Genomic DNA, 17,828 nt, shown 5'->3' with positions numbered 1-17,828 from the left:
CATTTTGTTTATGTGAAGCTTCATGTTTTCTATAAAAATCTCATAGATGATTGAAAGTTGGGTTCTTAGTGTTTCATTATGCAATGTACCCTGTTTTTCTTAATATTGGTGTCATTAATTACATTTTTACTTCGTCTTTGAATGGTTCAACAATAATGATTTTCCCTCCATTTTTCGTTGAGGCAGAAACATCGTCCTCATGAACTACTGGTATCATTAATGCCTTGTTGTTTATATAATAAACTGGAATCCAGCAGATGCACTGCACAGTTTTGTTGTCGTTTTTTCGACGAACAGTTTCATCTATTCCTAATGTGATTAGGTCTAATATAGGAACGATAATCATTTTGGTGAAGTCAAAGGAAATATCTTCATACGAAGTCTCTTTAATTAATCTTAGGTTTGAGTATCCAGCTGATATCTTGTAGGCATAGTTGACCCTTCTGTCTAGATAAATGAATATTCCTTTCTTGGCATTGTATTTTTCTATGATTCTTTCTTGATTTTCTATTATCTTTTTTTTCTCATCTTTCCAAATTCTTCTATTAGGCAAGCTGTGTTTATAACGATTGTGGTCAAGGTTGTCGATGTTATATTTGATGTGAGTATTCCAAATGGCAAGGTAATACTCCTCTTGTGATCTGACAGGTACGCTACGTAATGTTCTGTTCTTGGAAAAGAAACAAGCTTGAAAGAGGTTTTTTTCAATTTCACTAGCTTCATCATGATGTGATATTATTTTTTCTAAAACTGGCGCGACGGCATCCGTTGCCAATGAAATTGCGGATGATAATGAGCAATTTTTAATGCGGCAATATCTTTTAAAAATTTCAATCGTTGTATTGTTAGATGTACTGTATGTTACACGCTGTGACATCACTTTTCCCCTTAACCTGTGAGTAATAAAAATTAAGCTTCTTTTGAGGTCTTAGCGATTTCATTGATCCACCCGTCAATTTCTGACTCAAGCCAGCCTACAGACTGCTTTCCAAGCTTCCGTGGCTTAGGAAAAGAAGAGTCGTATCTTGGTGACTTTGGATTTAGCCAGTCGTAAATGGTGGATCTGGCTATGCCAGTTTTAATGACAATGGTGTTTAAACGTAAAATTCTTACATTGGATGTGATTATCTTGCCTTCCTCTTTATCGTTTGGTTTTGAACGAGATTGAGGTTAACTTCGATGAACATGTGAAAAAATATAGCTGCCATAAAAAACTTTTTTTACGGCAGATGCGGATAACTGGTTGATTAATATATGGATGATTTGAATTGGTGTTTTGGCATGCTTTGTGAGCAATACGTAAGAATACGCGATGGCTTGCAGCAAGAATTCAAACCAGACAGATGGCCTGCTGGTGATAAAATGCTAGATGAGTTCTCTTTATTAAATGATAATAATAAGATAGTTAATGATTTTTTGAATCAGGTGCTGAGTAACTACTCAAAGTGCGACGATGCGATTATTAAGTGTAGGCCTCGATTAGATATTGAGCTTTCGCACTTGCGTGCGAATGGGTGGTCAAAGGGCTGAATGAAAACTTCAGATTTAATCTCTTACTAGCAGGTATTGCGTATCAATGGGCTAAAGCAGCCTGGAATTATAACAAACGGCGATCGATTCAGGCTCTAAATGTCGCTCTCGCGTTGCTGCATGAGTGTTCTGGCGCATGCATGTGCTGTGAGCTTATAGATGAAGAGAGAAAAATCTATAAAGCGAAAGTTAAGGCCGCAGCTAAAGGTGGGGCTACTAAGGCTGAAGTCTATAATCCAATAATGGAAGAGGCTATTCGATTACTGCAGATTACTCCTCAAGCCGTGGGAGGATGGAAGCGTTGGACTGATGCCGCAGAAGCAATTGAGCGACCACTTTGGTTGTGCATTGAGGAACAAAAAAAACACAATAACAACATTGATTTAAAAGAAGAAAATCGAGTAAGTAAGATCCAGCTTTGGGGTAAGAAAAATGTTGAGCTGGGTACAGCTTTGAATGAAAAAGTTCTTAAGCCAAAAAAATTATAAGTTTTGCGCCCCTTCAGGCGCAATCGTTTGAAAGTTAAATAACCAAACGTAGGTTTTGAACACCATTTATGAATAAACTACCTGCATCAGCAGCTTTCACAAAATCATCCCTCTATTGCATCATTGGTCGTCTCTGCTCAAGATAATCGCTACGGTTGTAAGCACGACACACCTCATTCTTGTCCACGTGAGCAAGTGCTGCTTCAATCACATCTGGTGGAAAGCCCTGCTCGTTAAGGGCCGTACTGGCAATAGATCGCAGGCCATGCGAAACAAGCACTCCGCCAAAGCCCGCACGCTTTAGCGATGCATTGACGGTTTGGCTGTTCATCGGCTGGTTTGGCTTGATACGGCTAGGAAAGATAAATTCTCGGCCACCACTGAGAGACTTCATTATTTCCAGAATAGAGAGAGCCTCATCTGACAATGGCACAGTATGGTCACCGTTCATCTTCATGCGTGATGCAGGAATCTTCCATTCTCGTGCTTACATGTCTACCTCTTCCCAACGGTCTTCAGCCGCTTCGGCAGGGCGGGTGATGGTAAGAAGTTGCCCACATGAACAAGCATCGTGTTGAAAGGCTAATGCTGGCCGTACGCATCGTCTGCATCAGTTGAGGTAGCTGGTCCAGACGAATGCTGGGCATGTTCTTTTTCTGTGGCTTCTCGAAGGCTTTACCGATATTAACGCTGGGAACAGCATCAATCAGGCCTGTGTTCTGGACATATATCATGACTTCATTGATACGTTGGCAAAGACGACGAACGGTTTCCAGCGCTCCTCTGGCCTGAACAGGTTGAACGGCCTGAACCAGTGTATGAGCTTTAATATCTGTAACGCTTACATCACCAATCGCAGGAAAGATATCTCTCTCAAGAGCACGCCAGATATCCTCTGCGTAGTCCTCAGTCACGCTGGCTTTCTTCACATTCCACCAGCGTTCTGCCACGAGCTGGAAAGTGTTGGTTTTAGCTTCAAGCGAACTACGCAGTTGTTCTTGCTGATGCTCTTGAGGATCGATTTGTTTCGCAAGGAGAGAGCGGGACTCTGCTCGATAGTTTCTGGCATCGGCAAGGGTAACTGACGGGTAGGGGCCTATGCTCTTCTTCGCCCGTTTCTTGGTAACAGGGCTAATGTATCGAAACTGCCAGATTTTACTCCCGCTGGATTTGATGAGTAGTTCAAGGCCATCGTCATCATAGAGAACGTAGTCCTCTTCTTTGGGTTTGGCGGATTCGATTTCTTTAACGTATAGAGGTTTGGTTTGTCTTGCCATTGCCGGGTGTCCATAGTTTTAGGCACATCAAAAACAATAAAGCTTTACGAGGTGCCTAAAAGGTTCGAATTTAATTAGTTGGCATCAGACTTCGCGGGACAAATTGAAAGCACAAAAAAGCCCGCAGGGCTTGCGCCGTGCGGGCTATTAGGACTTCATCGGATGACTCTGGTAATCACCGATGGAGAATTTTGGTGGAGCTGGCGGGAGTTGAACCCGCGTCCGAAATTTCTACATCCTCGGTACTACATGCTTAGTCTAGTCTTTACATTCGCCAGCTAGCTGTGGACAGACACACTACTAACAGACTATCCTGATTAAGTTTAACGCTTCAACCCCAGGCTAGGCATCCACGCGATCTCTTTTAGGTTTGACCTCTCTTGATCCACGTCCTAAGAGCGGAGGCTAGGGAGAGAGGGCTCTGCGCAGGTTATTAAGCTGCCAGTGCGTATTTATCGTCGTTTGCGACTATTTTTTTGCGGCTTTTTACGAGGCAAACCGCCCCTCGGCATGCACCTTGGGTTTCGCAAATCCCGTCGAATCCAGAATCAGCCCCAAGTTTATTACTTTAATTATATCAGAAAAAAAACTTAATAATGCTAGCACTTAGCTCATTATCGACCTGCGTTTTTCATAACTCTCGCTTTGTCTAACTTCCATTCGCGATCTTTAATGTCAGAACGCTTATCGTGCTCTTTTTTACCCTTGGCGACACCAATTTTGACTTTACACCAGGCATTTTTCCAGTAAAGGGATAATGCTACCGCTGTGTGGCCTTCGCGATTGATTTTACCAAATAGCGAATCTAGTTCACGCTGATTTAGCAATAACTTTCGGGTGCGCATTGGATCACAAACCACATGGGAGGAGGCTACATTTAGCGGGGTAATTGTTGCACTAAAAAGATAGGCTTCACCTTCTTTCAGTAAAACATAACTGTCTCTAATATTGGCTTTACCTGCGCGTAGTGCTTTGACTTCCCAACCCTGCAAAGCTAAGCCCGCCTCAATTTCTTCACTGATGAAGTATTCATGGCGTGCTCTTTTATTTAACGTAATCGTTGCCGAACCGGGCTTGTGTGCTTTTTTCTTTGTCATAATTGGCGATTATACTGTATGTATAAATAAATGGCACGGTAAGGATCTATTATTTGGTGTTAAGTGAGCATTTATTAGACTAAGTTGTCGTGCAGAATTTTTATTTAAGTGTATATCAATGTTATTATTGTTTCTGATTTATTTGGTGAGAATGATTATGCCGCAAATTAGTCGATCTGCATTAGTGCCTTATAGTGCGGAGAAAATGTACAATTTAGTTAATGATGTAGATTCATATCCACAATTTTTACCAGGTTGTGTGGGCAGTCGGGTGCTGAATCATGTTAATAATGAAATGACTGCGTCGGTTGAGGTTGCTAAAGCGGGTATTAGTAAGACTTTTATTACGCATAATATATTGCAAGATAATAAGAGTATTCAAATACAGTTGGTAAAAGGGCCATTTCGTAAATTAATGGGTAATTGGTTATTTACACCTTTAAATGAAAATGCCTGTAAAGTGGAATTATATCTTGATTTTGAATTTACTAATAAATTGATTGAGTTGGCTTTTGGTCGGATTTTTAAAGAATTGGCTGGAAATATGGTGCAAGCTTTTACTCAACGTGCTCACGAGGTTTATTATGGTTGAAATAAATATTGAGGTGGTTTATGCATTGCCAGATAGGCAATTTCTGTTGCGAGTCAAGCTAGCAGAGGGTGCGAGTGTTGAAGAGGCAATTATGCAATCAGGTATTTTGTCACTTCGAGATGACATTGATTTGAGTAAAAATAAAGTCGGTATTTATAGTCGACCCGCTAAATTATCAGATATCTTCTCTGATGGTGATCGGGTTGAAATTTATCGTCCATTACTTGCTGATCCGAAAGAGATACGTCGTAAACGGGCAGAAAAAGCCAAACAAAAATCTTAATAATCTGTTTGTAATGAGGTAGGTTGACCGCCAATTTAAATGTCGCCTAATTGGCAGTCTATTAATATTTATTTAAATAAATATCAATAACGTGATGTAGCATCTACATAAGTGTTGATGCTTTTTGTGCTGCTAATGCATCGTTATTTTTGATGTCAACTAAAATCCCATTGCGATCAAAAGTGAGTGTTAGTGTTTGCTGTTTAACTTTTTCATGTCCCAGCTGTTGACGGAAAATATAATACCAAACTTGCTGGCCAAACGGTTCCTTTAGCATTGGTGTTCCTAATGTATAGGCTACTTGCTGTTGCGTCATTCCTTTTTGGATTTTTGCAACATCACTGGCAGAAAGATAGTTGCCTTGATTAATGTCAGGACGGTAAACAAGCCGTTCTGCTATAGAACAACCCGCTGTTAAAACAACAACAGACATAGCAGCAGGAATTAACAGTTTACAACGCATGGTCATATATTCCTTTAAGAGTCAGAATATCGATAATAATCGACATTGATGAAATTGAAAACCTTTCCTCATTTTTCTATGACCTATACTATACAATAAAGTTGAGGATGTTTTTAAGCAGCAAGTAGATCTTTTTCGCTAGCCAGGATGTTTTTTGTTACTTCACTACCACCCAGTAAACGGGCGATTTCTTGTAAGCGAGTTTTTTTATCTAATAATTGCATTTGTGTTTCTGTTTCACAGCCATTGGTCTGTTTACTCACATAAAAATGGTGATGTCCACAGGCTGCAACTTGAGGTAAATGGGTAACACACATAACTTGAGTTGAATTGCCTAATTCACGTAACAATTTTCCAACCACCGCGGCGGTAGCACCGCTGATACCCACATCAACTTCATCAAAAATAAGTGCGGGAGTATCCATTTTTTGGGCTGTAATGACTTGTATGGCCAGCGCGATGCGTGATAGTTCTCCACCTGAAGCAATTTTTATTAATGCTTGATGTGGTTGCCCAGGATTGGTTGTCACGTTGAACTCGACTTGGATTGCTCCATCAATTTGTAAATGTTCAGGATTAAAATTTACATCAACCGTAAAATAGCCATGAGGCATTGAAAGTTGGTGCATACTGTTGGTGATTAATTGACTTAATTCACTGGCATATTGTTGTCGTATTTGGTGGAGTTTGCCGGCTATTTCTAATGCATATTGATGTTGAACTTCGACCTGACTAGTTAAGTGGTCACAATCATCTTGCTGCTGATTTAGTTTTTCTTGTTCTGACAGTAGTTGTTGGTGTAATTAAAACAATAATTCGGGCGCAACCCGATGTTTACGGGCTAAATTGACATATTTGGCTAGGATCTAGCTCCGTTCGATAACCATAATGACGCAATTCATTACTCACTTCATTAATTTGGATCGATGCCTCTTCAAGAATATCAAGTAAATGACTGAATTGATTACTAACAGAAACAAGCTCATTAATTTCTTGCTTTGCATGATTTAGCATACTGATAATATTTTGTTCCTCATTGTCATTAAGAATTTGTAATGCATTTTGACTTAAGGAAAGAAATTGTTCACGATTTGCTAGCTGTTTATACTCTTGCTCTAATTTTTGATATTCATCAGCTTGTGGTATCAATTCACCCAATTCTTTAAGATGATATTCAATAAGTTGTTTGCGCGACAGGCGTTCAGTTGCTTGTTGTTGAAATTTCGTTAGTTCTTGGCAACTTTGATGCCAATTTTTCCAGGCCGATTTCATTTCAGCCAAGAGAGTGGTTTGGTTAGCGTAAGTATCCAACAGAAATTTTTGATGCTGATTATCTAATAATAATTGGTGAGCGTGCTGGCCATTTATTTGAATAAGTAACGTCCCTAGTTCGCGCAATTGTGATAAGGGAACCGCTGTGCCGTTAATAAAACCACGTGATCGTCCATCAGCAGTGATGGTTCTGCGTAGCAAGCATTCATTATGGTTATCTAACTGATAATTTTTAAGCCACTCTTGCGCTGAAGGAGTATCAGTAAGAGAAAAATAGGCACAGATATCGGTACGAGAAGCACCAGGGCGAACAATATTGGTATCCGCTCGGTTGCCTAAACATAAACCTAATGCATCAATTGCAATTGATTTGCCAGCCCCTGTTTCACCGGTAATAGCACTCATACCAGGATGAAAATCAATTTCTAGTTTGCGGACAATGGCAAAATTATTGATGGTTAATTGAATAAGCATGTGTTTCTCCTGTATGTAAAAACACAACTGTTAATAAATACAGTATAAACTGGTTTTTTATACAGTAAAGTAGTAATTAAAAAAAATCAAAAGGTTTTCTTTGACCAGCCTAATTTTGAACTTAATGTATTGAAATAATTATAATCTTTTGGGTGGATGAGATTAAGTTTTTTATTACTTCGTTTGATTAATACTTCATCATCATCTTGGATAGGTAAAATAATTTGGCTGTCACAGCTGATTTCATAATTGATGTTTTTTTGTCTAAATTTTAATTTAATACTACTATCGCTGCTGATGACTAATGGACGCGATGAGAGGGTGTGAGGGAACATAGGGACTAGCGCGATAGCCTCTAGATTTGTAGTTAGTATCGGGCCACCGGCAGAGAGTGAATAAGCGGTTGAGCCAGTTGGTGTAGTAATAATTAGTCCATCGGAACGTTGTGAAAAGGCAAAGCGATCATCAATATAAACTTCAAATTCAATCATGTGAGCCACTTTGCCGGGGTGTAAAATTACCTCATTAATTGCCGTACTAATGCGAGGTTTGTGATTTTTTTTGCTGATTTGAGTTTCCAGTAAGAAGCGTTGTTCTTCATAGAAATGGCCAACTAATACTTCTGTTAGCTGTTGTAGCGCGTTATCTGGCCCAAGATCAGTTAAAAAACCAAGGTTACCGCGATTGATGCCAATAACTTTATTTTCATAGCGTGATAGAACACGAGCAGCGCCAAGCATATTACCGTCACCGCCAACAACAATAATTAAATCAGCTGTTTTACCAATTTCTGTTAATCCACCAATGGTGGCATTTTTGAGTGTAAGCTGTTGAGCAATTTGTCGTTCAACAATAACTTTATATTTTTGCGCTCGAAGCCAATTATAAAGTTGTTCATGAGTTGCCAATGCCTCTGGATGTCGAGGATGACCAACAATGCCAATATATTCAAATAATGTCTTTTTTGCTGCTTTTCCGGTCAGCATGGTTTATTTCCTCTTATCAAGTTGGCGTGTTCTCTTGAATCCCAAACTTTTATCCCCATAATAAGCTAATAATCTGGATTAATGCTAAAAAGAATGTGGAGATACTCATGAGTAGTAAAGATCATAAATTGCATGATGAGCAAGCCTCTAAACAAAAAGAATTAAAAAAATCACAAAAAAATGAGGCAAAAGAACAAGCAATTGATACCGAACAACCAGTGAGTTCTACTGAAGAAGTATTAATTGATCCACTCATTACTGAATTAGAGCAGCAATTGCTTGAAGCGCAAAAACGTGAGCGTGAAGCTTTGCTACGCGCTAAGGCTGAAGTGGAAAATATTCGCCGCCGTACTGAGCAAGATGTTGAAAAAGCACACAAGTTTGCCCTAGAGAGGTTTGCCAATGAGTTGTTACCCGTTATTGATAATTTGGAAAGAGCAATCGAACTTGTTAATCGGGAAAATTCTGAATCGATGTCAATGCTTGAAGGACTTGAATTAACTTTAAAATCTTTTTTAGATACTGTTGGCAAATACGGTATTCAGGTGGTAGCCGAGAAGAATGTTGCTTTCAATCCAGAACTGCATCAAGCCATGACCATGATCGATTCAGAAGAACATGAACCTAATCAAGTTATTGATGTTATTCAGAAAGGTTATACTTTAAACGGTCGCTTACTACGCCCGGCGATGGTGATTGTGTCAAAAGCAAAATAAACTGAAATAATGCCACCCATATGGTGGTGGCATTTAGTTTATTGTTCTGGAATGAAAGGTGTCCAGTCTATCGGGCTTAATCCTTGTTTTATGAGTATTTCATTGGTTTTGGAAAAATGTCTGCATCCAAAGAAACCTCTATGGGCCGAGAGTGGTGAAGGATGGGGCGCTTTAAGCACAAAATGTTTTTGGTTATCGATAAATTGGCCTTTTTTCTGCGCATGAGATCCCCACAATAAAAAAACCACGCCAGCACGGTGTTGATTAATTGCCGCTATAACCTTATCCGTAAATGTTTCCCAGCCAAGATGGGCGTGAGAATGAGCTTTGCCTTGTTCAACGGTTAAAACCGTGTTTAATAATAATACCCCTTGTTGTGCCCAACTGACGAGATAACCATGATTGGGGTATTGGAAATCGGCAATGTCTTTTGCCAATTCTTTGTACATATTAACCAGTGAAGGCGGTGCAGGAATACCTGGCCGAACTGAAAACGAGAGTCCGTGCGCTTGATTCGGTCCATGGTATGGATCTTGTCCTAGGATCACAACTTTTACTTCGCTGAGTTCGGTGTAACGGAAAGCGTTGAAGACATCTTTTTGTGGTGGATAGATTGTTGTGCTATGTTGACGTGCTTTGGCAACATAAGCCAGGGTGTTACGGAAGTAATCTTGTTCTTTTTCTAGGCCGATGACATCGTGCCAGCTTGGCAAAGAGGGCATAACCATTCCTTTAGGTTTTGATTAATATCATGTTTAACTTAACATCTACGTTATATGAGGTAAATTTTAAAAAGGAAATCGCTTATTTTTCATTATATATTTTTATATTAAAAATATTTTCTAAAAATTATAATTTTTTTAAATGAAAAATTGATTTAAAACAGTAACCTGTCGATAATATTATTAATAACGCTTTGAAATTATTGATTAATGTCAATGAATTGCTGATATTTAATTGATATATATTTTATAGAAATAATGGTTATAGCAAATAGCCAATTTGAAAATAATTTCAAATTGTTATTTCAATCTTGTTCGAATTTGGAGGTCGACATGGTTATTGGAATTCAGATTACTAAGGCAGCTAATACAGCACTATTAAATCCCTTTTGGTTATTAGACGATGAAAAAAATGAAGCTAGCTGTATTTGCGCTAAAACTGATTTTAATGAAGGACAAATTGTTGCCAAGGAGTTGTTAGGTTCGTTTGAATATCGCGAAATTCCCCTTGAGGTTAAGCCTCAGGTGTCAGTAGAAGGCGGACAACATGTAAATGTTAATGTTCTGACTCGGGAAAAATTAGAAGATGCGATTGAAAACCAAGAAAAATATCCTCAATTGACCATTCGTGTTTCAGGCTATGCGGTGCGTTTTAATTCTTTAACACCTGAGCAGCAACGCGATGTTATTACGCGTACTTTTACACAAAGTTGATAATAAAATAGCACTCAATTAATTTATTGATAATTAATAGCCGGATAATCTTATCAGGCTATTAATTTTTGTTATTTTACCAAATCAATCAATAAATAGTTTAAATATTTATTATTTGTTATCAGTTTGCTTTACTGATGGTCGACGACGTTTGCCAATATTTTTACTGTCGCGATGGCGTTCTTTGGTTTTTTTCTTTTTTTGTTGGTCAATTTTTTTCTTTTCTTGTCGTTTTAGCTGGATTTTTTTCGACGGTTTGGGTTTACGTAGTGAACCTTCAGCCGGCGCTTTGGTGGTAGGCCGAAGGCTATTGATGACGCGTATTTTTAATGGTTCTTTAAGATAACGGTTGATTTTACCTAATAGCGGTTGATCATGGGCTTCTACTAAGCTAATTGCAATTCCTTTTCGTCCCGCGCGTGCGGTTCTACCAATTCGATGCAGATAAACATCAGCAGTATGCGGTAAGTCGAAATTGAATACGTGACTAATATCGTCAATATCAAGGCCACGTGAGGCAACATCGGTCGCGACTAAGACGTTAATTTGCCCACTATTTAGGCGTTTAACCGCTTCAGTCCGTTTTGCTTGAACCATTTCTCCTTCAAGTAACCAGGTTTTTATTTTGGATTGCTGTAACCATTGAACTAACTCATGTGCTCTTTCGCGTTTACGGACAAAGATAATAGATTTAGTAGCATCAGGTTGTTTTAACAGATGGCAAAGTAGCGCAGTTTTATGTTCGAGGTTATCAGCGCGATAATAGTATTGTTGGATCTTTTTTCGTTCACGCCTTGAAGGATCAGCATCAATTTCATAAGGATTATTTAGTAATCGATTAGCAAAATCGTGAATGACATCACCCGCTAGTGTTGCTGAAAATAGCATAGTTTGTTTGCGCCAGCGTGTTTCACCGGCAATGGTTTCAATGTCGTTGGCAAATCGCATATCAAGCATTCGATCAGCTTCATCTAAAATTAACGTTTCGATCGCCCGACAATCAAAATTTTCTTCTTTAATATACTGTAGTAAGCGGCCTGTGGTTGCGACCACAATATCTTGGTTTTCACTAAAAATTTCAGCGTGGTTAATATAAGATACCCCGCCAGTAATGGTTGCGATATCAAGATGGGTGTATTTGGCTAATTCTTTTGCTTGTTCAGCTACTTGCATTGCCAGTTCACGGGTTGGCGCTAATATGAGAATACGCGGTGGCCCAGATCGTTTACGTGGAAAATCAAGTAAATGTTGGATCACCGGCAGTAAGTAAGCGGCAGTTTTTCCTGTTCCTGTAGGCGATGAACCTAAAATATCGCGTCCTTCCATAGCGGCAGGGATAGTTGTAAGCTGAATGGCTGTCGGGCGGTCATAGCCTTTATCATCCAGTGCATTGAGAAGACTTTGGTCTAACTCAAGTTCAGAAAATGTGGTGGCAGTCATTGTATACCTCTGGTTAGGCAATGGATTATAAACAGAACGGCCAAATTGTTCATCTATTAAAATGTTTTGTTGAATGTTTGAGTGATGATATAAATAATTATTAGTAATTAATGGCAATTTGGTCGCATTTTCTCCTTCATATATGAAAGAGGGTTAATTATATTCCCCTCACTAGTTATTTAGTTGATGGGGTCAAAATAGTCGGTTTAGCATCTGGTTGCTGTTGCGGATAATCTAATGTGTAATGTAATCCACGGCTCTCTTTACGATCAAGCGCACAGCGGATCATCAATTCAGCTACTTGCACAAGGTTACGCAGTTCCAATAAATTATTTGATAAACGGAAATTTGAATAGTATTCCTCTATTTCTTGTTGTAGTAAATGGATGCGCCGCAATGCGCGGGTCAGTCGTTTGGTCGTTCTAACAATTCCCATGGCTTTGTTGAATAAATCGAACTTTTAGGTGATTGGCGGAGCTGATCGCTAAATTCGTTTCAACATCAGGTCCCCATGGCAAAGCAAAAGTTTAAAATTACCAACTGGCCCGCGTACAACAAGGCACTCAGACAACGCGGTTCCCTGACGGTCTGGCTTGATGAGTCGGCCATCGCTGGATGGACTGACAGTTCTTCGCCTGAAGGTCGTGGCCGGCCGCTTTACTACAGCGATATGGCTGTTACCACTGTCCTGATGATGAAGCGTGTGTTTAACCTGTCGCTCCGGGCATTACAGGGCTTCGTTGATTCGATTTTTAAACTCATGTCTTTGCCGCTGTGCTGTCCGGACTACTCGCTGGTCAGCAGACGAGCAAAGAGCGTCAACATCAGCATAAAAACGCCAACGCGTGGTGAAATCTCGCATCTGGTCATCGACAGTACCGGTCTGAAGGTCTTTGGCGAAGGTGAATGGAAAGTCAGGCAGCATGGGGCTGACAGACGAAGAGTGTGGCGCAAGCTTCATCTGGCAGCAGACAGTGTGACTCATGAGATTATCTGTGCCGACTTATCGCTCAGCGGAACGACAGATGCGCAGGCACTGCCGGGCCTGATTAACCAAACCCACCGGAAAATCAGGGAAGTGTCAGCAGACGGTGCTTATGACGCCTGTTACTACCACGATGCGTTGCTAAGAAAGAAAATCAGGCCCCTTATCCCGCCGCGAAGCGGAGCGAAATACTGGCCGGACAAGTACCATGAACGTAACCATGCGGTGGCGAATCAGCGTCTGAGCAGGAGTAATGATATGTGGAAAAAGAAAGTGGGTTATCACCGGCGTTCAGTGGCAGAAACAGCGATGTTCCGCATAAGCGATGTTCCGCATAAAAACTTTGCTGGGTGGCCATCTGAGGCTGCGTGACTATGAGGCTCAGGTAGGTGAAGCAATGGCGATGGTCAAAGCGCTGAACCGTATGACGTTGTTGGGTATGCCACACAGCGTCAGGATCGGATAACAGCTGTAGCAGAGGGAGCCATCCTGGCGGCTAATTCTGATTTATTCAACAAAGCCTATTCCCATATAATCCCACATGAACAGTCTTAACTCATGCCAGTTATGTTGAATAACAACTTGTTCATCTAAATTATGACATTGATTTTCATTCCATTTGGCTAGTGTAGATGGCATATCAATTTGTTCGATATGTCGTTTTATCTGTTTTGCCGCAGACCATCCATAGACGAGACACTATAATAATGAATTGGATGCTAGTCGGTTGGCGCCATGTAACCCGGTATAACTGACTTCACCAATAGCATATAGGTGTCGAAGATCGGTTTGACCATAATGATCCACCATAACACCACCGCATGTATAATGCGCCGCCAGTACAATCGGAATTTGCTCATTGGTAATGTCGATACCTAATGTGGCTAATTTATGATAGATAGTTGGAAAATGTCGTTTTATCTCGCTTGCCGGCTGATGGCTAATATCAAGAAACATACAATCTGCCCCCAAGCGTTTCATTTCATGATCAATGGCCCGGGCAACTATATCACGAGGGGCAAGTTCCGCTCTTTTATCAAAATCAGGCATAAAGCGGCTGCCATCAGGTCGCTTCAGATAGGCACCTTCACCTCGTAACGCTTCAGTTAGTAGAAAATTGCGCGCTTGAGGATGATAAAGACAAGTCGGATGAAACTGATTAAATTCAAGATTGTCTACACGACAACCGGCTCGCCAGGCCATAGCAATTCCATCACCTGATGAAATGTCAGGATTGGTAGTATATTGATATACTTTTGCGGCTCCTCCGGTTGCTAAAACTGTCACTTTTGCATGGCAAATAACGATTTGTTGTTGATTGAGATCCCAAATGTAAGCACCGATAATTGTTGTTGGATCTTTATCTGAGTGGATCAAATCGATCGCGTTATGCTGCTCCTTAATCGTGATATTCGGATGTTTGATGGCTTTTTCAACCAAGGTGGTTTCTACTTGCTTGCCTGTTGCATCGGCATGATGAAGAATACGGCGATGGCTATGGCCACCTTCTTTTGCAAGATGATATTGTTCTTTACCGGCCAAATTTAGCTCTTTATCAAATAAAACACCTTGATTGATAAGCCATTGGACAGAATGGCGGGCATTGCAAGCGACAAATTCAACGGTTTTTTTATCACACAGCCCGGCGCCGGCAATTAAAGTATCATTAACGTGGGCTTCTATACTATCGGTTTGATCAAAAACCGCTGCAATTCCACCTTGAGCATAGTAAGATGCGCCTTCAGTTGAAATGTTTTTACTAAGTATCGTTATTTGGTTGGCGCTAATCGAAGTGCTAACGACAGACCGGCGATGCCACTACCAATGATTAAAATATCCGTATAATGTTGTGTTGATGGCATAATATTTTATTACTAAGGTTTCGGAATAGAATAAATTACCATGTTAGCCTATTCTTTTATTTAGAGTAAATACGATGGCCTTGAAAGAACTTTTCTTATGGTTTAGCTTAGATTAAATATAAATAATTTAAATTGACTGGAACTTTGCGAGTTTTTGTTACTCAAAAAAATGCTTGCTTACAAATGAGAGAAAACATGGCGGGTTCAAATAAGGAAAATATGAGGCTTATTTTCGTGAGAAGTGACCTCGAATGAGCGAGCAGTTAACAGACCAGGTGCTGGTTGAACGGGTACAAAAAGGGGATAAAAAAGCTTTTAATTTACTGGTTATTAGATACCAGAATAAAGTTGTGAGCCTTGTTTCTCGTTATGTGCCGCAGGGAGATGTACCGGATGTAGCTCAAGAGGCATTTATTAAAGCTTATCGCGCTATCAGTTCATTTCGTGGTGAAAGCGCATTTTATACTTGGATTTACCGGATATCTGTAAATACAGCAAAAAATTATCTTATATCCCAAGGACGTCGACCGCCATCGAATGATTTGGATGTAGTTAATGCAGAGAATTTTGAGGCGTCTAATGCATTAAAAGAAATTTCGAACCCTGAGAATTTAATGTTGTCAGAAGAATTGAGAAAAGTAGTCTTTCGGACTATAGAGTCACTTCCTGAAGATTTACGTCTGGCAATTACGCTTAGGGAGTTAGATGGACTAAGTTATGAGGAGATAGCGCTTATTATGGATTGTCCTGTTGGTACAGTTCGTTCGCGCATTTTTCGAGCAAGAGAAGCTATTGATAATAAAGTGCAACCGCTAATACGAAATTAAATGTGGTGCACATTTTACTGAAGGGTACTTTGGCATGCATAGAGAGAGACTTTCCGCTTTAATGGATGGAGAGATCTTTGATTCAGAATTGATCCATACCATTTTACAAGATGTTTCGTTACAGAAACGATGGGAGAGCTACCATCTTATCCGCGACAGTTTGAGAGGCGATATCAATGAAGTTATCCATCTTGATATTACCGACAAAGTAGAGCAGGCGCTGGCAAGTGAGCCTATCCAAATTGCGCCTAATGCAATACCGGAGTCACAACCTGTACCTGCTAGCTGGTGTTTAATGCCTTTTTGGCGTAAGCTTCGCCCTTGGGCTAACCAGATGACGCAAGTTGGTGTCGCAGCGAGCGTTGCCGTAGCTGTTATTGCAGGTGTTCAGAATTATAATACGTCTAGCATAGAAACTGATGTCAAATCTGACTCACCCATATTTAATACGGTACCTATCATGGGGGCTGCGTCGCCTGTGAGTTTAAATGTATCTAATGATCAATTGTTTGCTCATCCACAAACCGAGCAGCTAGAACAACGTAATCGCCGACTTGGTCTGATGTTACAACAATATGAGCTTGAGCGTCGTTCAATGCTGAATCAAAGTGTAACATCATCTTCACCAGTAGCAGAAAAATCTTACTCAGGAGCAGAATAGTAGTAATGAAGCATTGGTTATCCGCCCTCTTTTTTTTGCTGGGCGGTTTATTGTTGCCTTTACATTCCTATGCGAAAGAATTATCGGCTGAAACTTTATTAACTGATATGGGTAATGCAGTAAAGTCTTTACCCTACGAATTATCATTTATTATTGTCAATCCACAAGGTATAACGCCGATCAGATACTGTCATGTCATTATTGACAATCAACCAATTGCTCAAATGATGCAGAGGGATAATTCTCGTCGTGAAATTATTCAGAAAGGTAATCAAGTTAGCTACTTTGAGCCAGGATTTGATTCTTTTAGCTTAGAGGGCGCTTATATCGTTGATTATTTGCCGTCGGTAGTTTTTGCTAATTTTATTAAACTGCAATCCTATTATAATTTCATTAAGTTAGGCAGAACACATATTGGTGATATAAGCTGTCAGGTTATTCGTGTTATACCGAAAGATAATTCACGTTTTAGCTATATCTTATTAATTGATGAAAAAAGCAAGTTACCATTGCGCATTGATCTTTTAGATAGTCAGAATGAAATATTAGAGCAATTTAGATTTGTCTCTGTGGCTTTTAATAGTCAAGCGTTGCTGAAATCAATGCATGTGATCGCATCGTTGAATATGCCTCCCTTATTACTTATCCCCAAATCGATCACTAAGCGATTTAACTGGCAAATAAACCAACTGCCGTTGGGATTTGAAGAAATTTCACGTAGTTGTAAAGAGATTGCTGCTAATGAATCTTTAGAGGCCATGTTATTTAGTGATGGGTTATTTAGTTTTTCTATTCATGTTACTAAAGCAGGTGAGCATCAACTTAGTGAAAAACCATTTCGTAAAGGTGGTTTAACTATTTATACGGTGATAAAAGGACAATACGAAGTGACGGTTATTGGCCAGTTACCATTGTTAACCGCTAGCCAGATTGCAGCTAATGTTAGTTTTAAAGAGGCTAGTAATGGTTAAAGAGTGGGCAACGGTTGTGTATTGGCATAATGGTCGAGCTGTGTTGCTATATGGTTCTAATTCCGGTTGTGGTAGTTGTGCTGTTCGCTCAACTTGCGGATCTTATATTCTCAATAAAATAGGACCGAAAACTGAGTATCAATTAGAACTTGAGGTCAGTCAGCCTCTGATAGTTGGTCAGAAAATTGAAGTCGGGATCCCTGAAGCCAGTTTATTACGTTCAGCAATGCTTGTTTACCTTACCCCATTACTTGGCCTTTTTATCGGCAGTGGGGTTATGCAATTTCTTTTTTTAAATCAATTTATTATCTTTTTAGGTGCAGTTATTGGTGGCTGTGTTGGCTTTTTTCTGGCAAAAAAAATTGCGCATTATTGGGAAAAAGAGACGCTATATCAACCGATCATTTTACAAATAGGTTTACCGCCTGATGAATTAAAACAGCAAGTATGAATGACATAGTAAGCCTA

Annotated in this window: 17 protein-coding genes, 1 other RNA gene and 5 pseudogenes; 11 read left to right on the top strand and 12 right to left on the bottom strand. The window is 39.9% G+C overall.

The genetic code is table 11. The annotated features are described in order from the left end of the window. Window positions 1–118 precede the first annotated feature (118 nt). Window positions 119–877 carry a YagM family protein gene (locus tag E3U36_RS00905; RefSeq protein ID WP_180816797.1) on the bottom strand — a complete coding sequence of 253 codons (759 nt, stop codon included), beginning with the start codon at window positions 875–877 and terminating at the stop codon, window positions 119–121. 32 nt (window positions 878–909) lie between these two features. Continuing rightward, window positions 910–1,107 carry an AlpA family phage regulatory protein gene (locus tag E3U36_RS00900; RefSeq protein WP_238337533.1) on the bottom strand — a complete coding sequence of 66 codons (198 nt, stop codon included), beginning with the start codon at window positions 1,105–1,107 and terminating at the stop codon, window positions 910–912. Window positions 1,108–1,254: 147 nt separating this feature from the next. Here E3U36_RS00900 and E3U36_RS12375 point away from each other — a divergent pair, with 147 nt between their 5' ends. Both E3U36_RS12375 and E3U36_RS00895 read left to right on the top strand, forming a co-directional pair. Then, the gene (locus E3U36_RS12375; RefSeq protein ID WP_238337473.1) at window positions 1,255–1,530 is read left to right on the top strand and encodes a hypothetical protein; all 276 of its coding nucleotides are present in this window, start codon (window positions 1,255–1,257) and stop codon (window positions 1,528–1,530) included. Then, complete coding sequence (locus E3U36_RS00895) at window positions 1,515–2,018, top strand: hypothetical protein (protein ID WP_238337472.1); 504 nt, start codon at window positions 1,515–1,517, stop codon at window positions 2,016–2,018. Before E3U36_RS12375 ends, E3U36_RS00895 begins: the two co-directional genes overlap by 16 nt. Window positions 2,019–2,052: 34 nt before the next feature. Here E3U36_RS00895 and E3U36_RS00890 read toward each other — a convergent pair. The 3 genes and pseudogenes from E3U36_RS00890 to smpB all read right to left on the bottom strand — a co-directional run bounded on the left by E3U36_RS00890 (window position 2,053) and on the right by smpB (window position 4,392). Further along, window positions 2,053–3,295, bottom strand: a pseudogene (locus tag E3U36_RS00890) (integrase domain-containing protein). A gap of 192 nt (window positions 3,296–3,487) precedes the next feature. Then, window positions 3,488–3,851: a transfer-messenger RNA gene (gene ssrA / locus E3U36_RS00885) on the bottom strand. A gap of 58 nt (window positions 3,852–3,909) precedes the next feature. Continuing rightward, window positions 3,910–4,392: an SsrA-binding protein SmpB gene (gene smpB, locus E3U36_RS00880; RefSeq protein ID WP_180816796.1), complete on the bottom strand. Its 483-nt coding sequence runs from the start codon at window positions 4,390–4,392 to the stop codon at window positions 3,910–3,912. Window positions 4,393–4,549: 157 nt separating this feature from the next. On the opposite strand from smpB, the gene E3U36_RS00875 reads away from it, so the two are divergent. Further along, window positions 4,550–4,984 carry a type II toxin-antitoxin system RatA family toxin gene (locus tag E3U36_RS00875; protein WP_202881824.1) on the top strand — a complete coding sequence of 145 codons (435 nt, stop codon included), beginning with the start codon at window positions 4,550–4,552 and terminating at the stop codon, window positions 4,982–4,984. Beyond that, complete coding sequence (locus tag E3U36_RS00870; RefSeq protein WP_180816794.1) at window positions 4,977–5,267, top strand: RnfH family protein; 291 nt, start codon at window positions 4,977–4,979, stop codon at window positions 5,265–5,267. The genes E3U36_RS00875 and E3U36_RS00870 overlap by 8 nt, the downstream gene beginning before the upstream one ends. Before the next feature lie 103 nt (window positions 5,268–5,370). On the opposite strand, the gene bamE is transcribed toward E3U36_RS00870, so the two are convergent. The 3 genes and pseudogenes from bamE to nadK all read right to left on the bottom strand — a co-directional run bounded on the left by bamE (window position 5,371) and on the right by nadK (window position 8,462). Then, window positions 5,371–5,730, bottom strand: coding sequence for an outer membrane protein assembly factor BamE (bamE, locus tag E3U36_RS00865; protein WP_180817478.1), 360 nt, complete (start codon window positions 5,728–5,730; stop codon window positions 5,371–5,373). Window positions 5,731–5,843: 113 nt separating this feature from the next. Continuing rightward, window positions 5,844–7,476 (bottom strand): annotated as a pseudogene (recN, locus tag E3U36_RS00860) (DNA repair protein RecN). Between the two features lie 86 nt (window positions 7,477–7,562). Beyond that, window positions 7,563–8,462, bottom strand: coding sequence for an NAD(+) kinase (nadK, locus tag E3U36_RS00855; RefSeq protein WP_180816793.1), 900 nt, complete (start codon window positions 8,460–8,462; stop codon window positions 7,563–7,565). Between the two features lie 107 nt (window positions 8,463–8,569). Here nadK and grpE point away from each other — a divergent pair, with 107 nt between their 5' ends. Further along, window positions 8,570–9,178 (top strand): nucleotide exchange factor GrpE, encoded by a 609-nt coding sequence (gene grpE, locus E3U36_RS00850; RefSeq protein WP_180816792.1) that lies wholly within the window; start codon window positions 8,570–8,572, stop codon window positions 9,176–9,178. 38 nt (window positions 9,179–9,216) lie between these two features. On the opposite strand, the gene ung is transcribed toward grpE, so the two are convergent. Next, window positions 9,217–9,900 carry a uracil-DNA glycosylase gene (ung, locus tag E3U36_RS00845; protein ID WP_180816791.1) on the bottom strand — a complete coding sequence of 228 codons (684 nt, stop codon included), beginning with the start codon at window positions 9,898–9,900 and terminating at the stop codon, window positions 9,217–9,219. A gap of 333 nt (window positions 9,901–10,233) precedes the next feature. Between ung and grcA the strand changes: the two genes are divergently transcribed. Next, a complete protein-coding gene (grcA, locus tag E3U36_RS00840) occupies window positions 10,234–10,614 on the top strand; it encodes an autonomous glycyl radical cofactor GrcA (RefSeq protein WP_180817477.1) in 381 nt (126 codons plus the stop codon). Between the two features lie 111 nt (window positions 10,615–10,725). Here grcA and srmB read toward each other — a convergent pair whose 3' ends face one another. Together srmB and E3U36_RS00830 are read right to left on the bottom strand one after the other, a co-directional pair. After that, a complete protein-coding gene (srmB, locus tag E3U36_RS00835; protein ID WP_180817476.1) occupies window positions 10,726–12,054 on the bottom strand; it encodes an ATP-dependent RNA helicase SrmB in 1,329 nt (442 codons plus the stop codon). 175 nt (window positions 12,055–12,229) lie between these two features. Then, window positions 12,230–12,490, bottom strand: a pseudogene (locus E3U36_RS00830) (L-aspartate oxidase); the annotation flags it as partial. Window positions 12,491–12,565: 75 nt separating this feature from the next. Between E3U36_RS00830 and E3U36_RS00825 the strand changes: the two are divergent. Beyond that, window positions 12,566–13,505 (top strand): annotated as a pseudogene (locus E3U36_RS00825) (IS5 family transposase). A 56-nt stretch (window positions 13,506–13,561) separates the two neighbouring features. Here the strand turns inward: E3U36_RS00825 and nadB are convergent. Next, window positions 13,562–14,901, bottom strand: a pseudogene (gene nadB, locus E3U36_RS00820) (L-aspartate oxidase); the annotation flags it as partial. A 251-nt stretch (window positions 14,902–15,152) separates the two neighbouring features. Between nadB and rpoE the strand changes: the two are divergent. From rpoE to rseC, 4 genes are read left to right on the top strand one after another with little or no spacing between them, the layout of a single operon-like run. Continuing rightward, entirely contained in the window at window positions 15,153–15,728 is a 576-nt protein-coding gene (rpoE, locus tag E3U36_RS00815) for an RNA polymerase sigma factor RpoE (protein ID WP_180816790.1), read from the top strand. A 34-nt stretch (window positions 15,729–15,762) separates the two neighbouring features. Next, a complete protein-coding gene (gene rseA / locus E3U36_RS00810) occupies window positions 15,763–16,389 on the top strand; it encodes an anti-sigma-E factor RseA (protein WP_180816789.1) in 627 nt (208 codons plus the stop codon). A gap of 5 nt (window positions 16,390–16,394) precedes the next feature. Next, window positions 16,395–17,360, top strand: coding sequence for a sigma-E factor regulatory protein RseB (rseB, locus tag E3U36_RS00805; RefSeq protein WP_180816788.1), 966 nt, complete (start codon window positions 16,395–16,397; stop codon window positions 17,358–17,360). Continuing rightward, entirely contained in the window at window positions 17,353–17,811 is a 459-nt protein-coding gene (gene rseC, locus E3U36_RS00800) for a SoxR-reducing system protein RseC (protein WP_180816787.1), read from the top strand. The genes rseB and rseC overlap by 8 nt, the downstream gene beginning before the upstream one ends. Window positions 17,812–17,828: the final 17 nt, after the last annotated feature.

Origin of the sequence: Arsenophonus endosymbiont of Aphis craccivora (assembly GCF_013460135.1) — a bacterium.
GTDB lineage: Bacteria > Pseudomonadota > Gammaproteobacteria > Enterobacterales > Enterobacteriaceae > Arsenophonus > Arsenophonus nilaparvatae.
This window is presented reverse-complemented; position numbering and strand designations above follow the sequence as displayed.

What these genes read in the sequence shown, in the direction of transcription:
- E3U36_RS00905 (WP_180816797.1), bottom strand. Translation starts at nt 877, where the DNA reads ATGTCACAGCGTGTAACATACAGTACATCTAACAATACAACGATTGAA.
- E3U36_RS12375 (WP_238337473.1), top strand. Translation starts at nt 1,255, where the DNA reads ATGGATGATTTGAATTGGTGTTTTGGCATGCTTTGTGAGCAATACGTA.
- smpB (WP_180816796.1), bottom strand. Translation starts at nt 4,392, where the DNA reads ATGACAAAGAAAAAAGCACACAAGCCCGGTTCGGCAACGATTACGTTA.
- E3U36_RS00875 (WP_202881824.1), top strand. Translation starts at nt 4,550, where the DNA reads ATGCCGCAAATTAGTCGATCTGCATTAGTGCCTTATAGTGCGGAGAAA.
- E3U36_RS00870 (WP_180816794.1), top strand. Translation starts at nt 4,977, where the DNA reads ATGGTTGAAATAAATATTGAGGTGGTTTATGCATTGCCAGATAGGCAA.
- bamE (WP_180817478.1), bottom strand. Translation starts at nt 5,730, where the DNA reads ATGCGTTGTAAACTGTTAATTCCTGCTGCTATGTCTGTTGTTGTTTTA.
- nadK (WP_180816793.1), bottom strand. Translation starts at nt 8,462, where the DNA reads ATGCTGACCGGAAAAGCAGCAAAAAAGACATTATTTGAATATATTGGC.
- grpE (WP_180816792.1), top strand. Translation starts at nt 8,570, where the DNA reads ATGAGTAGTAAAGATCATAAATTGCATGATGAGCAAGCCTCTAAACAA.
- ung (WP_180816791.1), bottom strand. Translation starts at nt 9,900, where the DNA reads ATGCCCTCTTTGCCAAGCTGGCACGATGTCATCGGCCTAGAAAAAGAA.
- grcA (WP_180817477.1), top strand. Translation starts at nt 10,234, where the DNA reads ATGGTTATTGGAATTCAGATTACTAAGGCAGCTAATACAGCACTATTA.
- srmB (WP_180817476.1), bottom strand. Translation starts at nt 12,054, where the DNA reads ATGACTGCCACCACATTTTCTGAACTTGAGTTAGACCAAAGTCTTCTC.
- rpoE (WP_180816790.1), top strand. Translation starts at nt 15,153, where the DNA reads ATGAGCGAGCAGTTAACAGACCAGGTGCTGGTTGAACGGGTACAAAAA.
- rseA (WP_180816789.1), top strand. Translation starts at nt 15,763, where the DNA reads ATGCATAGAGAGAGACTTTCCGCTTTAATGGATGGAGAGATCTTTGAT.
- rseB (WP_180816788.1), top strand. Translation starts at nt 16,395, where the DNA reads ATGAAGCATTGGTTATCCGCCCTCTTTTTTTTGCTGGGCGGTTTATTG.
- rseC (WP_180816787.1), top strand. Translation starts at nt 17,353, where the DNA reads ATGGTTAAAGAGTGGGCAACGGTTGTGTATTGGCATAATGGTCGAGCT.